At 39.8% G+C, this 15,703-nt stretch carries 15 protein-coding genes and 1 tRNA gene; 6 read left to right on the top strand and 10 right to left on the bottom strand.

Features of this window, described 5'->3' with window-relative positions; all coding sequences use genetic code 11:
• Window positions 1-75: 75 nt before the first annotated feature.
• Together ACX3PZ_RS00485 and ACX3PZ_RS00480 are read right to left on the bottom strand one after the other, a co-directional pair.
• Window positions 76-264 carry a hypothetical protein gene (locus ACX3PZ_RS00485; RefSeq protein ID WP_459111774.1) on the bottom strand — a complete coding sequence of 63 codons (189 nt, stop codon included), beginning with the start codon at window positions 262-264 and terminating at the stop codon, window positions 76-78.
• Window positions 265-1,392 (bottom strand): GNAT family N-acetyltransferase, encoded by a 1,128-nt coding sequence (locus tag ACX3PZ_RS00480; RefSeq protein WP_459111773.1) that lies wholly within the window; start codon window positions 1,390-1,392, stop codon window positions 265-267.
• Window positions 1,393-1,513: 121 nt separating this feature from the next.
• Between ACX3PZ_RS00480 and ACX3PZ_RS00475 the strand changes: the two genes are divergently transcribed.
• Entirely contained in the window at window positions 1,514-2,209 is a 696-nt protein-coding gene (locus ACX3PZ_RS00475) for a zinc metallopeptidase (protein ID WP_459111772.1), read from the top strand.
• A gap of 19 nt (window positions 2,210-2,228) precedes the next feature.
• On the opposite strand, the gene ACX3PZ_RS00470 is transcribed toward ACX3PZ_RS00475, so the two are convergent.
• Together ACX3PZ_RS00470 and ACX3PZ_RS00465 are read right to left on the bottom strand one after the other, a co-directional pair.
• The gene (locus ACX3PZ_RS00470; RefSeq protein ID WP_459111771.1) at window positions 2,229-2,840 is read right to left on the bottom strand and encodes an IMPACT family protein; all 612 of its coding nucleotides are present in this window, start codon (window positions 2,838-2,840) and stop codon (window positions 2,229-2,231) included.
• A gap of 132 nt (window positions 2,841-2,972) precedes the next feature.
• Window positions 2,973-3,251: a hypothetical protein gene (locus tag ACX3PZ_RS00465; RefSeq protein ID WP_459111770.1), complete on the bottom strand. Its 279-nt coding sequence runs from the start codon at window positions 3,249-3,251 to the stop codon at window positions 2,973-2,975.
• A gap of 157 nt (window positions 3,252-3,408) precedes the next feature.
• Here ACX3PZ_RS00465 and ACX3PZ_RS00460 point away from each other — a divergent pair, with 157 nt between their 5' ends.
• A complete protein-coding gene (locus ACX3PZ_RS00460) occupies window positions 3,409-3,582 on the top strand; it encodes a hypothetical protein (protein WP_459111769.1) in 174 nt (57 codons plus the stop codon).
• 164 nt (window positions 3,583-3,746) lie between these two features.
• Complete coding sequence (locus ACX3PZ_RS00455) at window positions 3,747-5,465, top strand: helix-turn-helix transcriptional regulator (protein ID WP_459111768.1); 1,719 nt, start codon at window positions 3,747-3,749, stop codon at window positions 5,463-5,465.
• Here ACX3PZ_RS00455 and ribD read toward each other — a convergent pair.
• The 5 genes from ribD to rbfA all read right to left on the bottom strand — a co-directional run bounded on the left by ribD (window position 5,462) and on the right by rbfA (window position 11,080).
• Window positions 5,462-6,484, bottom strand: a complete 1,023-nt coding sequence (gene ribD / locus ACX3PZ_RS00450) for a bifunctional diaminohydroxyphosphoribosylaminopyrimidine deaminase/5-amino-6-(5-phosphoribosylamino)uracil reductase RibD (RefSeq protein ID WP_459111767.1) — start codon at window positions 6,482-6,484, stop codon at window positions 5,462-5,464. The genes ACX3PZ_RS00455 and ribD overlap by 4 nt on opposite strands.
• 50 nt (window positions 6,485-6,534) lie before the next feature.
• Window positions 6,535-8,577: a DUF349 domain-containing protein gene (locus ACX3PZ_RS00445; RefSeq protein WP_459111766.1), complete on the bottom strand. Its 2,043-nt coding sequence runs from the start codon at window positions 8,575-8,577 to the stop codon at window positions 6,535-6,537.
• Between the two features lie 104 nt (window positions 8,578-8,681).
• Window positions 8,682-9,419 (bottom strand): shikimate dehydrogenase family protein, encoded by a 738-nt coding sequence (locus ACX3PZ_RS00440; protein WP_459111765.1) that lies wholly within the window; start codon window positions 9,417-9,419, stop codon window positions 8,682-8,684.
• A gap of 86 nt (window positions 9,420-9,505) precedes the next feature.
• On the bottom strand, window positions 9,506-10,711 hold the full coding sequence (locus ACX3PZ_RS00435) for an ABC transporter permease (RefSeq protein ID WP_459111764.1): 1,206 nt from the start codon (window positions 10,709-10,711) through the stop codon (window positions 9,506-9,508).
• 6 nt (window positions 10,712-10,717) lie between these two features.
• Window positions 10,718-11,080, bottom strand: coding sequence for a 30S ribosome-binding factor RbfA (rbfA, locus tag ACX3PZ_RS00430; RefSeq protein ID WP_459111763.1), 363 nt, complete (start codon window positions 11,078-11,080; stop codon window positions 10,718-10,720).
• 93 nt (window positions 11,081-11,173) lie between these two features.
• Between rbfA and mce the strand changes: the two genes are divergently transcribed.
• Both mce and ACX3PZ_RS00420 read left to right on the top strand, forming a co-directional pair.
• Window positions 11,174-11,572 (top strand): methylmalonyl-CoA epimerase, encoded by a 399-nt coding sequence (gene mce / locus ACX3PZ_RS00425; RefSeq protein WP_459111762.1) that lies wholly within the window; start codon window positions 11,174-11,176, stop codon window positions 11,570-11,572.
• 62 nt (window positions 11,573-11,634) lie between these two features.
• Window positions 11,635-11,708 (top strand) — tRNA-Ile (locus ACX3PZ_RS00420).
• 766 nt (window positions 11,709-12,474) lie between these two features.
• Here ACX3PZ_RS00420 and ACX3PZ_RS00415 read toward each other — a convergent pair.
• Entirely contained in the window at window positions 12,475-14,685 is a 2,211-nt protein-coding gene (locus tag ACX3PZ_RS00415) for a glycoside hydrolase family 3 C-terminal domain-containing protein (protein ID WP_459111761.1), read from the bottom strand.
• A 291-nt stretch (window positions 14,686-14,976) separates the two neighbouring features.
• Here ACX3PZ_RS00415 and ACX3PZ_RS00410 point away from each other — a divergent pair, with 291 nt between their 5' ends.
• Window positions 14,977-15,699 (top strand): MBL fold metallo-hydrolase, encoded by a 723-nt coding sequence (locus tag ACX3PZ_RS00410; protein ID WP_459111760.1) that lies wholly within the window; start codon window positions 14,977-14,979, stop codon window positions 15,697-15,699.
• The last annotated feature ends 4 nt before the right edge of the window (window positions 15,700-15,703 follow it).

The following is a 15,703-nucleotide window of genomic DNA, read 5'->3' as shown; positions in this document are numbered from 1 at the left end:
AGAAAAAAAATAAGAGGTATAGAAAAGACTTTTTAAATGAACAGAGGGTGTTCAATTTAGAATTGTTATAAATAACTAATCTTTTTTGTTTTTTTTCAACTTTGTGATCAAAACGAATGCGAGAATAGCGATGTATAAAAACAGCACGCTCGTGGCTAAAATGTTGATCGCCGCATTGGTTCTTGGATCCTCCACCTCGAAAAAGAGGTTGTATGCAATGTAAAGTATGACCAGAGCAGCATATACGAGAAGGTGCTTTTTCATCTAGGAAAGTTTTTTGCTATATGTCCTTCTTCGTTTGTGGTTAACGGGATGGTAATCTTGCCACAAAACTTGAATGTTTTTGTTTTCTTCTAGTTCAGGATTGGTTTCTAAGAATTTGATTCCTTTCGTTTTGAACGATTTGTAAATTTCTGTAAAAATAATGGAGGTGATTCCTCGTCTTTGGTATTCAGGGTGGATGCCAATTAAGTAAAAGTTGGCTCGTTCGTTTTTGCGTCCTGCGGAAAGAAAATGCATCCATCCGAAAGGCCACATTTTCCCTTTTGATTTTTGCAATGCTCTGGAATAGGAGGGCATTGTGATAGCAAATGCAACCAATTTCCCACTTGAATCGCAAACACAGACTACATAATCTTTGTGGATGAAATTGAAATACTTCTCCTTGTACATTTTGATCTGCTCAGGAGAGATAGGAGTATAGGTAGATAAATTTCGATACGTTTCGTCAAGAAGTTCAAACATGGGCTCCACTAAAGGAATCAGCTCTTTTTTGGATTGGAATTCTAAAACTTTTAAACCGTATTTTTCCATGACAAGGTTGTAAAAACGGACTACCTTGTCGGGAAGGATTTCCGGAAAAGTTAGTTCGTATTCAACCCATTCTTTTTCTTTTAGAAGGCCGTGGCTCTCCAAATGTTGAGGGTAGTATTCGAAATTATAGAGACCAATCATAGTGGCTAGACGGTCAAATCCCATGGTAAGCATTCCTGCTTTGTCAAGGTTTGTGATCCCCATTGGGCCTTCAATTGTGTTTATTCCCTTTTGCCTCGCGTATTGAGCAGCGGTGTCAAGCAATGCTTTTGATACCTCAAGATCATCAATGAAATCCAGCCATCCGAAACGCACTTTTTCTACCCCCAATTCTTTTCTCTCTTTGTGGTTGATCATCACGGCAATACGACCTACGACTTTACCGTTTTTTAAGGCAATGAACTGCTTAGCTTCTGCGTATGCGAGGGCCGGATTTTGGGCGGGATCCCAGATTGATTTTTCATCCTGAATTAAAGAAGGAACGAAATTTGGGTTATTTCGATATAAATCCATTGGGAATTGAATGAATTTCATCAAGTCATCTTCAGATTTAACTTCTTGTACAGAGAGTTGTGGCATTTTTCTAGATTGAATTGGCAAAGATAATTATTAATTTTTTAGTGGACGTATTTGGCACGGTTTTTCCTTCTTTTTTAGTATATTCGGCATTCGAAAATAATGAAGCAATACAATAAGAAATATGGGTAGTTATTATTTGATTATAGGGCTGGTGTTTATTGTCAGCATGATTGTGCAAAATAAGCTAAAATCTAAGTTTGCACACTACAGTAAGGTTCATTTGCAAAACGGACTTTCTGGAAAAGAAATTGCAGAGAAAATGCTTCGAGACAGTGGAATTCACGACGTGCAAGTGATCTCTGTGCCGGGTCAATTGACAGACCATTATAATCCGCAGAACAAAACAATCAATCTCTCCGAAGGCGTTTATATGCAACGTAATGCGGCTGCAGCGGCGGTCGCTGCCCATGAAACTGGCCATGCGGTTCAGCACGCGACGGCTTATGCAATGCTTACTCTTCGCTCTAAAATGGTACCCATGGTAAACATATCCTCAAGACTACTTCAGTTTGTCCTGATGGCTGGACTTGTGGTTCTTGCGATGAGCGGAAACAAAACCGTACTTCTAGTCGGAGTAATTTTGTTTGCGGTAACTACTGCTTTTGCATTTGTGACGTTGCCTGTGGAGTATGATGCAAGCAATCGCGCTTTGGCCTGGCTGAAAAGCAGTGGAACCTTAGCGAACAAAACGGAATACGAAGGAGCTGAAGATTCCCTTAAGTGGGCCGCAAGAACCTATGTGGTTGCTGCCTTAGGCTCTCTTGCTCAACTGATTTATTTTGCCTCTCTGCTTTTTGGCGGAAGAAGTAATGATTAGAAAAAAAATTATACTGAATTTAGAGAAGTTCCTCTATCTCAAATTGAACAGACGGCATTTCAGCAAATTGGTTTGAAATGTCGTCTTTTTGTGAAGTTTTGATTCTAGCCATGATCTGGCAGCTTTGGTCTGCATCAAATTGAAGAACTTTTGCTTGCAGTTTGTTTAAGACTGTAAATATTACATTTTGAGTAGCGAATGGAAATGTGATTTGTATAAGGGATTCCAATTCCTTAGTGACGACTTTGCATTCTTCTAGAGTTAAAATAGCCGACTCCTTATAAGCCTTGACAAGACCAGAGACGCCCAGTTTTGTTCCTCCGTAGTAACGTACGACGACGAGGACAACATTGGTTAGCTCCGTGGAGAGCAATTGGTTGTAAATAGGAAGTCCTGCACTTCCAGAGGGTTCGCCGTCATCGTTCGCGCGGTGGTTTTGTCCCTCAAGTCCAAGACGATATGCATAACAATGGTGAGTCGCTTTCGGATGGACCGCTTTAATTTCACTGAGGGCCTTTTGTACTTCTTCTTCGTTTTCAACAGGAAACAAATAACCAATGAATTTACTTCCTCTCTCTTTTGTTAAAATATTTTCGACCTTTGAGGCTGCTGTTTTAAACTCCGTGATCATACTGCGAAAATAAGAAAACTTTTGACCAAAGAAAACTGCCCTTAAAAAGGGCAGAGAAAGGCTAAATCATTTATTAACTAACTTGGTGTTTTTATAGCCTGGTTTTTGTTTCGCACGGTCGTGCAAAGTGTATTATTTAGCCGCTAAAACCTTGGCTTGAAATTGTTTCCAAATGGTAAGAGAAGGTTCTATACGAAGTAAATTCGCACGTTGCAAATCTTCTGTAAAATCATTTTCATTTTCAAAACGCAAATAGATTTTTTCGAATGTTGATTTGCGATGCGAGTAGGCATGCATAAAGTCTAGATTGTTGTCCCAATGTTGCATGTCATGGTTGCGCATCCAGGTAACGAAATCAAAGTTGCTTTTTCGTTTGACACTTCGGCTTCTTCTTAGTAATGTGTAAATCATGGTGGCTGTTTTTTTTTAAATAGTGCTTGGTTTTTTAAGGTATCGCTCAAAGAAACTCATTTTGATCTGGATCAGACCTAATCGTTCAAGATCATGAAGGAATTGCATTTCGTTTTGGGTGTTGACCTCGATGTTTAGCTCCATAGCAAAATGCCTCATGCATTCTCCGTTGCTAATAAGCTCGGGAAAATCCTTTGTTCGTAATTTCTTAACTAGTTCAAAAGGAGTCGAGTATCGTATCGTTTTTGAACTGTTCAAAAAGGTGCAGGTCATCAGCAATTCTCTTTTACAAGTAGTTCAAATGTACGCAGGAATTGGGGACAGCTCTTAAAATAGAAGGGGACAAAGGGGGGACATTATGTCAAAACCCGCTTCTAAGGCTGTACACTCGGGTAACAAAAAAAAATAATACTTAGGGCTTTATAAAATAATGCTTCGTCTAGTAAAATTGATTATTTTACATAGCTAAAACTAAGCCATTAAATACCAACGAACATGTTTAGAATTTTGTTGCTATTCCTACTCGCGGGAACCCCTCTTTTTTCACAGAGTTTGCACATTCTGAATCAGGTGAGTTATTCAACCAAAGATTTGGAGCGTTTAATTAAAGAAAAAAAGGCTACACCTTGCGAAGACCAGAAGAATAAGACCTATTATAAGAATCTTGCGGATTCAAATCAACCCCATTTGCAAGTTCTTTCTTTGCTCTTTAGAGCGGATGACTTCTCGCAATGCTACGATCGGATAAATTCACAAAGTGAGGTTTTGTTTCACGAGGCGATTGGAAAAAGTCAAAATATTTCTGATGAATTGTGGATTTATTCCCAGCTCGAATACGCAAATTACCTCTATCGTTATCGCAATATGTCCAAGGCGCTAATGTATTATCTTACTATTGATCGGACAATAAAGAAAGGGGAATTGAAAGATCCCATCCGATATCGGTACACTTTAAGATCTTTAGGCTATTTTTATGGGACGATCGGGGCGAGTAGAGAGGAACTTCATTATTTGAATGAGGCACTTATGCTTTCTTCCAACGATTGGAAAGAGCGTGCCGCAGTGCTCGATGCATTAGGAAACTATTATTTGAATTCGGGAGAATTAGGCAAAGCAGAGTCGTTTTTTGAAGATGCCAAAAGAGTCGCTTTAAAATCTAAGCAGGAAATTCGATATGCCAAAGTCCTAGGAAATTTAGCAAGAGTGGAAATGAAGCGACAGAATTTTCCTCGGGCTATGAATTTGTTAGAAGAAGACATTGCCATCTCAATTCGTTTTAAGGAGTCGATGAATTTGATGTTCGCCCGAACGATACTGGCCCAACTGTATTTCGAGTTAGGTGATTTAGAAAAGGCAGAGCAAAACTTAGAACTAGCCACTTTGGTGTATAAATCGAAGCCTTATTATGCGACCAATGGACTTGATATAGAAAAATTAAAGCTTCGTGTATACGAAGAGATAGGCCAAGAAGACAAGCAATTAAAAACGTATAAAGTCATATCCCAGTTGGAGAAATTCGTCGAGACGTTGGATGGAGACAAAGCGCTGGACAACACTCATCTTTTGCTTCAAAAACTAAATTTGCAAAGTGCCATCAGTGAGTCGGAACAAAAGAAGGTTTTGCTGAAACGAACGATTTTCTTCTATAGTGTCATTATTGCCCTCATGTCCCTTTTGGCTATGTATATTGTGAAATACCAAAGGAATAAGGTGAAGAACGAGCGGCTAGTTTATGATGATAAAGTGAAAAGTTTAGAATTAATAAACCTTCAGACCGAAACAGAACTTTTTAAAGCAAACCAGAATCTTACTTTGCACGGTCGGTATTTAAAAAACAAGAACATACACGTCATTAACTTACGTCGTGAACTTCAAAATGAACATAATTCGAAAAATGAACTCTTAGTAGACCGTCAAAAGAAAATTGATAGTTTGCTAAGTACCCACCTTATGACCCATGAAAATTGGGAAATGTTCAAGCAAGAATTTATGATCGTACATAAAGGGTTTTACAAGGACATCGAAACGGATTTTCCAGATTTAACCGAGTCGAATAAAAGATTTGTATTTCTACGTAAATTAGGTCTGTCTTCACGAGAAATCTCGCAGCTTCTTGGTGTGACCCAAGAGGCAGTGAAAAAATCAGCTCAACGACTTAAAAAGAAACTAGGGGAGCGATATGCTCTACTAGAGAAGCTTATAAAAGAGAACTAATCGTTTCTGTATTCGGTCAAAAGGTTTGTGCCTAGGGTCCACTTTTGGGTGGATGAATGATTTATCTGCGGCGCAGGAGTCCCTTTTTCTAAATAGAGTCCAGCGTTTTGAATCTTATAGGCTGTATCCCATAAACCGAGCTCTAGGAATTGTCTATGCATTTGGGCTCCCCCTTCGACTAGAACCGATTGGATACCCCGTCGATGAAGTTCCTTCAACAGGTTCGGAATTAAATTTGAAGAATCTATTTTCACGTATTCGATCTGGCCGAGTAATTGGTCTTTTTTGGAGTTGAACACAAGAGTAGGTGCTTCGAGATTAAAAAGTGGAGATTCTGTAGATAGTTTTAAATCCAAATCAAGAACCACTCGAATGGGATTTTGACCCTCTATGTGCCGTACCGTTAAACTGGGCCGATCCCTTTCTGCTGTGCGGGTGCCCACAAGGATGGCATGTTCCTGATGCCGTAGCAAATGTACCCATTGATTGAGCTGTGAATTAGAAATGGGAGTGGGTTTTAAATGATCATCGAGAAAACCGTCTGCCGATTCTGCCCATTTCAAAGTGATATAAGGTCTTTTTTTGATTTGGGAAGTAAAAAAGCGTTTGTTTAGCTCCTTCGCTTTTTCTTCTAGGACTCCTACGCACACCTCAATTCCCGCTTCTTTTAAAAGAGCGACGCCCTTTCCATCGACCTTTTCGCTGGGGTCTAAAACAGCGATCACCACTCTTTTAAACCCAAGTTCTTTTAGTCTTAGTGCGCAGGGCGGTGTAAGCCCAAAATGACTGCAAGGTTCTAACGAAACATAGATCGTGGAGTCCCTTAGAATGGATAAATTTTTAATTTGACGAATGGCATTGATTTCGGCGTGTGGTGATCCGGCTTTTTGGTGAAACCCTTCCCCTATAATTTTGTCATTGTGCGTAATTACGGCCCCAACAATTGGGTTAGGGTAGGTGTCTCCTAGCGCTTTTCGGGCAAGCTCCAAGCATCGGGTCATGTAGGCTTGATCGGTCATGATAGTAATTCAAAAAAGCAACCCTTGGAAAAGGGACGCCATCGTAGTTGTTATTCTCCTGTGATGATATGATGGAGGCTTGCTTTAAGTCGTTCCAATTGTTCTTTTTTCTCGTCAAGCTTTTCGTACGTGTCTTTTAGTAAAAGATTGTCGCGTCCTGGGGACTTGAAGAAACTTAGGTTCGTCTCTAAATTGGTCACTTGTGTTTCTAGGTCGGCAATTTGATTTTTAATCTTTCTTGCTTTGTCCGTTAATTGGCTCTCGGATAGATTCTCATCCTTCAGATCGTATTCATTTAAGTTGTTTAACTTTAACTTTTCACGTAGCAATTTGTTGAACTGACTATGAATATAAAGTCGGTCTTTCGGAACCTTGCCTAAGGCGTTCCAGCGAGCTTTAATGTCTTCTATTTTTGCCTCACTGTCCACGTGGTTTGTCACCGAGGAGAGTTCGTCCATTAACAATTTCTTCTCTTTGAAATTGTCTAGCCAGTTGTCCTGAGCAGCAGGGCTTTTTGTGCGGAAATTGGTGAAGAAGATATTGCAAGCCTCACGGAAGTCATTCCAAGTAGACTGCACGGTATGGCGCGGGGTAGGTCCAATGCGCTTCCATTCACTTTGTAAGTTTTTGAATAGGGGTACCATCTTGTCCCAATCCTCCGAATTCATATTTTGCTTGGCCGTTTCAATCAGCGATAATTTTTTCGCTAGGTTTTCTTGCTGGGCACTCTTAATGGTTTTAAAAAACTTGTTTTTTGCTGAATTGAATTGACGTACTGCTTCTTTAAACTCGGACCAAGTTTCGTTTACATTCTCTTTTGGAACGGATCCTATTTTCAAGAAAGTAGATCGTATTTGTTCTACCTTACTCAAGGTATCTTTGAAGTTTATATTGTTGTCTGGAACAATGGTAGTAGTGATTCCTTTAATTTGAGCGATCAGCTCAAGTTTCTTTTTTAAGTTGTCATCATGCAGCGCATCCATTTGGGTGTGAAGTTCCACGCGTCGATCATGGATCTGATTGGAAATGGCTCGGAATTCATTCCATGTAGATTCACGGAACTCTTCTGCGACAGGTTCGCCCTCTTCTTTCCATAATTTATGCAGATACTGAAGCTCATTGAGTGCTTTTTGAACCGGTTCTTTTAGTAGATCTTTTGCGCGCTCAATGATGTGCTGACGCTTTTCAAGGTTGTGCACATATTCTTGCTCTAAATATTCTTTGTTCAGGTCCAAAACCTGATAAAATTGATTCAAATGATAGTAATAATCGTTATTCAGTAATTTGAATTGAGATTTTGCCACTTGCCCAGCATCATTCCAATCTTTTTTGATGGAGCGAATTTCATGAAAAAGGTTAATTCCAGGTTCGCTTGATGTGTATAGATTTTTAAGTCTCTCTAGAATGGCTTGTCGCTGAGTTAGATTTTCTTCGAACTGTTTTTCTTGGTCTTTCACCCATTCTACGTGTTTTTCTTTGAAAATGGAGGTGAGGGCTGAGAGTTTTGATTGAAAAGGGTGTTCATAATCAAAATCGGATTCAAGACTTCCGTCGGCAAGGAACTGCTTTCGTTTTTGATCTGTTTCAAACGATATTTTTTTAATAGACCAGTCTTTTAATTGATTGAATTCGCGAATTCTCTCTCCTGCATCGGGAAGGTTCACCAGTTTTTCTAGGTCGCTCAGAAGGTGCTCGACCGAGTCCGATTCGTGAGATCCAATTTTTTTTCTGTTGTCAATAGGATCTTGCTTTTTAATTTTGGAGGCCGGAGCGTCTTTTTCTTCTTCACGATCAATTTCTGAAAGTACTTTCTCCTCAGGAATTTCAAGGGAAGGAAGCGTTTCTGCATTTTGGGCATTGGCAGTGGGCTGAGTCATGATCTCGGTATGCGAGGTACTTGGGGAATCCGGGGCTACCTGTTCGGTAAGCTGCTGTTGTTTTTTAGGGTCGATTTCCGAAAGTACCTTTTCCTTTGGAATCTCGAACGGTTCTTGCTGCTCCATGTTTTGGCTCGGATCTAAATTTTGAGGCGTGTGCTCGATCGGATTTGTATTGTTTTCGGGGTTTGTCGCATTGGAATCCTGCATACTCATAACTTCTGACTTTATGTTAGTGGTCTCTTTCACGCGCCGTGTGTGAATAGCCCGTTAAATATAAACATTTTTTCGATTTGTTTCGTAGTTGGGCTTATTTTCGCTCACGGAAGGGACTTATTCCATAGAGTCCAAGCTTTTTCTGCTTGTTGTTCCAGCATGAAATAGCCATTTAAGCATTTTGCTCCTTGATCGCTTGCTTTTTTAATAAACTGCGTATATTCTGGATTGTAAATAAGATCGATAACCAAATGCTTAGTTCCTAGCGCTTCAAAGGGGAAGGGAACACTGTTTTCTAGGTCTGGATAGGTACCCACGGGAGTGCATTGCACAATGAGAGTGGCTGACTCCACTTGACTTTTGGTCAAGGATTCAAAGTTTTGAGACGATTTGCGTTCAATAACTTGGTAAGGGATTTCAAGTTTATCTAGAACGTATTTAACCGCTTTCGCGGCACCTCCATTGCCTAGGATTAAGGCGGAATTATGGTGCTTTTTGCGATGCAATTCAAGCGTTTTTTCAAAACCGTAAGCATCGGTATTGTATCCGACCCATTGCCCGCCCGTTATTTTTACTGTGTTTACAGCACCGATTTCCTTCGCTTCTGGGCTTAGCCCATCAAGAAAGGGAATGATTTGTTCTTTGTATGGAATGGTGACGTTAAACCCTTTTAGGTTTTCCTTTTGAATTCGCTCTTTGATATGGCTTAAGTCTTCCAGGTCTAGTAGGAAATAATTGTAATTTTTCAAAAATAACTTTCTAAACTTTTGGGTAAAATACTTTTGTGAAAAAGAATAAGAGATTCCCTTTCCTACGAGTCCGTAATTTGCCTGTAATTCCATAAATCAAATATACATAATTTCACACGTATTTGCGCGAAGAGAATGGTTTCAATGCTTTTTTTGGAACCTTTGGCTTGGGGCTGAAGTTAATCTGCTGGGAAGGGATCTTTCTTGATTTTTGAAAACAACCAAGAAACCAAAAGACCAAATACAAGGGCGACTCCCGCGACTATAAAATAATTTTCGAGGGTGATTCTCACTGGGAATGGAAGTTCTATGCCAGCTTTGAAAAGTCCTGTTTGCATTTGAATCACACACAGAATAGTCCCAATAGCTAGTCCTAAGAGGATTCCAATCACAACAATAAGTACTCCTGTATAGAAATATATTTTACGTAGATGCGCTCTTGGAAAGCCTAGAGAAATTAAAGACATGGCTTGCCTTTTCTTATCGAGTTGAAGAATGATGATCGCACCTGCCAAGTTGAAAGTAGTAATCAATATAACAAGAGAAAAGATTAGATAGATCATAAGCTTCTCTGTGTTGATCATTTTCCAAAAGGCTGCGTTTTCTTCGTTTTTCGTATTTATTTGGTATTCGCTACCCATTTGTTTTTTAAGGGCTGCTTTTACACTTGAGGCCCGGGTTGGATCGTGGAGTTTGGCGACAATTTTATAAGCACTTTCATTGGAAGTTCCTAAAAGAGATTGAGCAAGACTTATAGGGGCAATAATGTAATTGTCCAATTGATCGTTTCCTGGGAATACCCCCGTGGCAATAATTTCTTGTTTTTCAAAAATGTCCGCCTCCGAATTGATGAGTCCAACTCCTGGTTTGGGCATATAGATGAACGCAGGTTTTAGCGTCTCTCCCACAGGAATGGCTAGGCGGTTGTCCAAATTGTTTTCTAAGATAACTTCGTTCCCTTTTCGGAGATCCGGCAGTTTTCCAAAGAAAATTCGTTTGTCTATGGGATTTACTTTTGTGTAATTTGAATCGACCGCTCGTAAGTAGGCTATTTCGCCTACACCCCCGTAGTTGAGGTAGACTTTTTCTTCTATCAATTTGGAATAGGCTTCTACTTCTTTTTGTTTTTCTAAGAGTTTCGTAATTAAAACGGGATCCTTAAGCTGTTTTTCCGAAGAACTTGAGATGGTAATGTCCGCATGCAAATCTGAAATAAGCGCTTTGTTGAGGTCTTCTAGTCCAGTAAAGACCGATACAATTATGAACATGGAGGCTACAGCGGTCATCATTGCAAAAGCAGCAAGCCACGTAATAAACGTAACTGCAGTTGAGCCTTTTTTCGCTATTAAATAGCGTTTTGCAATGTAGTATGCTGTACTTGCCACCTTTCCTTATAGTGTGGGATTGTCTCCTTCGCCCTTTAATTCTTTCTCAATTCTTTCCACGTCGTCAAGTGAAGTGTCTAAGTAGAATTGAAGGTCTGGAATAATACGTACCTGTTTTCCCATTTTCTTCCCTAAGAAATTTCGATATTGAGACTTGTTCTCTTCGATTTCTTTCATAATCGCTTTACGGTAATCGTTCGGGAATATACTTAAATAGATTTTTGCAATACTTAAATCTGCAGAAACTTTTACATCCGAAACACTTACAAGAAAACTTTGTTTGCTCTCAGAGGCTTGTTTTCTAAATAATTCGGAAAAATCTTCCTGAATGATTTGGGCGACTTTTCTTTGTCTGTTACTTTCGTTCATGGCGCAAATTTACTACTTTTGTTTGAATATTCTCTCGCTTGGGCTGCACTCTATTGTAAGTGTTGGTCAAGGAGCATTAAGAACTTAGATACCATGAAAATTGAACATTTAGGAATTGCCGTGAAATCGCTTAAAGAATCCGATTCACTATTCGAAAGACTCCTTGGGAAGGGTAGTTACAAAAAAGAAGAAGTGGAAAGGGAGGGAGTGATTACTTCTTTTTATCAAATAGGAGAGAGTAAAATCGAACTTTTAGAATCCACCCAACCTGAGTCTGCAATTTCAAAATTTATTGAGAAACGAGGGGAAGGGATCCATCATCTTGCCTTTGGAGTGGAGAATATCGAGGCTGAGGTTGAAAGGCTGAAAAAAGAAGGTTTTGAATTCGTTTCGGAAGAACCAAAGAAAGGTGCAGATAATAAGCTTGTTGTATTTCTTCATCCCAAATCAACCGGAGGAGTGCTCGTTGAATTGTGTCAAGAAATTAAATAATTCTTTCAAAAGTCGATGGAAAGTGTTATTTTTGCAATCCAACAAAAGTAATATATTACTAAGGTCCTATAGCTCAGTTGGTTAGAGCACCTGACTCATAATCAGGTGGTCCCTGGTTCGAGCCCAGGTGGGACCACTACATGAAAATCAAGCACTTACAGCACTGTAAGTGCTTTTTTTTTAAGGTCTCAATTTTCAGTAGGACTATATAGACCGGAAATGAGTATTGTCCTTCAAGTGACAAAAAGAACTTTATTTAATAAATCAAAAATTAGTAATTTATCAACTGAATGAAGAATCGAAATAGTTCAAAACTTAACACTACTGATTTCTGGTTGATTTTCTTGCCGGAATTTCTCAGAAAGTACTTGATGAAACGACTGCACGTATGAGATTAGCTGCAGGTGTTGATGATGCAATGATAGACTGAAATATCTCGAAAATCCAGCTAACCAAAAATTGGGGCAAAAGAATAAAGCCATTGCGAATTGGTTAAGTGGTACGTAAAATGTCACTACGAATATTCTAGAAGAAATTGGGCAAGTCTTAGAATTTAATCTTATGTAAGCGAGATTAATACACGCGCTTTGGGTTTCTTTGAGAATAGGTGTTTAACTTCTATGGCAATTGCGATTTTGTTTGTAACTATGATAAGCTAGAGAACCTAAATCTGGAAGGCCAATAATTGCAATTAACCACAGTGTTGCATTTCTAGCTTTCTAATCTAATTCAATGAATACCAAGCATATATAAGTAGTCCCATCCCAATGATTTCTTCAGTAAGGGATTGTTTAATTTCCTTTTTTTTCTTTGTGAGGCAACTTATCTTGAACTATTAAAGCATATAAAAAAAACCAGCCTATGACAGCTGGTTCAATTGATATGAAATTGTGAAGTGATTTTTATTTTAGATCAAATGAAACTTCCGAACGAATGTCTTCGGAGGATGCACCGATAAGGGCTTTGAATGTCCCTGGCTCTGCGACCCATTCGTGTTCTTTGTCGTCAAAAAAGCTTAAGGCGGATTTGTCAAGCGTAAAAGTGATCGTTTTCTGCTCGCCGGGTTGAAGCTGTACCTTTTCAAATCCTTTTAGTTCCTTAATTGGACGGGGAAGGGAGGATTTAAGGTCAGAGATATATAGCTGTACAATTTCTGATCCTGCTCTTTTCCCAGTGTTCTTAACAGTAGTTGTTACCGTAAAAGTTTCGTTTTGAGTGAAGCTTTTTTTGTCAACCGTAGCATTCCCATATTGGAATTTAGTGTAACTAAGGCCATGTCCAAAAGGAAATAGAGGTCGAATATGCTCTTTGTCATGCCATCTATACCCCACAAATAAGCCTTCATTGTACTGGATTGTATCGTCTCCAGGGAATTCGCCTAAGGCGTGCGCTGAATTGTCGGACAGTTTAACAGGGAAAGTAAAGGGCAATTTTCCGCTAGGGTTCACATCTCCGAAAAGAACAGCCGCGAGGGCGTTTCCTGCTTCTGTCCCTAAAAACCATCCTTGTACGATGGAGTTTACCTCATTTACCCAAGGCATAGCCACAGCGTTCCCAGAGATATTTACATAAACTAGATTCTTATTTGCTTTGGCAAGTTTCGCAAGAAGTTCGTTTTGCCCATAAGGCAATTCTAGTTCTTTGCGGTCGAATCCTTCGCTGTCTTGGTAATCGCTTTTGTTAAGTCCACCAACGAAAATAACGACGTCAGATTCTTTGGCCAGATCGATTGCTTCTTTAGTTAGTTGTTCTACAGAGCGGTCGTCCTTTAGGTTCTGCCCTGAAACCACGCCGTTGTAATCTCCAGTGGGATCTCCTACGTAGCCACGAGCGTACGTTACTGTAGCATTCGAGCCTACACGGTTTTTGATTCCATCCAGAGGGAGAACTTCGTATTTTACTTTAAGTGATGAACTTCCTCCTCCTACAGTCATCATTTTGATTGCATTTTCTCCAATGACGGCAATTTTTTTGGAGGATTTTAGATCTAGTGGCAAGAGGTTGTTCTTGTTTTTCAGAAGTACGATTCCTTCCTCAGCAATTTTCTTACTTGCCTCGGCATGCTCCTCTGTGCCAAAAGATCCGAACGGTTTGTTTTGGTCCATTGTGGTTTTAAAGGACAGTCTAAGGACATTTCTAACTTTCGTATCCAATTCTTCTGTGCCCACTTTTCCTGATCTAATTAAATCAAGGTAAGGTTTTGCGAGGTAATAATTATCGTATGCATTGGTTTGCCCCATGGTAAGACCGTCCGTCCAGGTTCCAAATTCAAGGTCAAGACCATTATAAATTGCTTCTTTTGTATCGTGAGCTCCGCCCCAGTCTGCGACCACTGCCCCTTTGTAATTCCATTCTTTTCTTAGAATGTCAATCAAAAGGTATTTGTTGTGGGAAGCGTGTTGTCCCTTGTATTTATTGTAGGCCCCCATAATAGTCCAGGAATCTCCCTCTTGGACAGCCGCTTTAAAGGCTGGAAGATAGATTTCGTAAAGTGCTCTGTCGCTTACAATGACATCGTATCCATGGCGATTGGTTTCTTGGTTGTTAAGCGCAAAATGTTTTACACTTGTGGCTACGCCGTTCGATTGTACCCCTTTAATGTAAGGCACCACCATTTGGGAAGCTAGAAAAGGGTCTTCGCCTAGGTATTCAAAATTCCTACCGTTCAAAGGCGTACGGTAAATGTTTACCCCAGGTCCTAGCAAAACGTCTTTTTTACGGTAACGAGCTTCTTCCCCCAGTGATTTCCCATAAAGCAAAGAAAGGTCTTTATTCCACCCTGCGGCTAGGGCGGTTAAGGCAGGGAATGCAATGCAGGAATCAGTGGTCCAACCGGCTTGTTCCCATTCATCCCATAAAACTTCTGGACGAATTCCGTGCGGACCGTCCGTCATCCATAGCTCTGGAATACCAAGGCGTGGCACGCCGGCAGAACTAAATTTGGATTGGGCATGAATGATACCGATTTTTTCTTCGAGCGTCATTCTTGAGAGCGCATCTTCTACACGTTTTTCGATAGGTTGCGAGGAATCCAGGTAAATTGGAGATTGCTGTGCACCTACACCTACTAAGAACCCGACCGCAAAGCATAGCGTCAATAATCGTTTTTTCATGAAATTATCGTTAAAAAGTTTGAGTGTCAATAAATTTAAGAAGTTTTAATGTCTAATTTTGAGATATTAAAGATATAAAATATTAAGATATAAAATGGTAAATATTATTTTCTTGATAATCAGTGGTATATGATGTTTTTAAATAGCAGCTTTCAGCTGAATACATCAGAAGACAGTCGAGTTTTGCGGAATTGTTCCAAAAGATGTTCAAAAGGAAAGCGTATCGCTTTCGTTGAGGATCAAAAATTCGTCGTAAATTGCAAAGATGTACGCTGAAAATAGTTTAAACTAATGCAGATTATCCCCTTGCTTCTAGGCCACTTTCATGTGGATTTAAATGGCGAATTTTCTATTTTAAGTTCGAATTCCCCAAGGTCCGGACTTAGGATGGCAGTCCAGCCTTTTTTAATTAGAACAAAGCTAGATTTAATTCTTATTGATTTGGGGGTGCAATTGCAGGATTCTTCCTCCGCTCTACTTCTGCAAGCGTTGGAAATGCAGGGCATAAATCCAAGTGAAGTGACCAAAGTCTTACTTTCTCATTTGCATAAAGATCACGTAATGGGTCTAGGGCATTTTGCCCATGGAGAGTTTGAGATGCACTTCAAAAAGGCCGAGATTTATGTATCACGAGGTGGTTTAGAGAATGCGCTGCAAAGTAAGGACCGTACTTCCTATATTTTACCATTATTAAAAGCTCTAAAGGAATCAGACCAAGTGCGGTTTTTAGAAGAACCAAAAGGTTGGATCACTAAGGAAATCTATTATGAGATTTCAGGGGGGCATACGCAGTATCATCAAGAATTTTGGATCGTCTCTCCCTCGCAAATTGTTTTTTACGGCGGAGACAATTTGCCTCAGTATAGCTATTGGAGACGCAAAGTGGCGTATAAGTCGGATTACGATGGGAAAACCGCGAGCGATCTGCGAGAAAGATGGAAAGCGCAAGCCCATGAAAAGAAGTGGACGGTCCTTTTTTATCACGATTTAAAAAAGCCGGTCGTATCCCTTTGAAAAT

The sequence above is a fragment of the Chryseobacterium sp. A321 genome (assembly GCF_054489265.1).
Note: the sequence above shows the minus strand (reverse complement) of the source record. Positions and strands in the feature narration are given on the sequence as shown.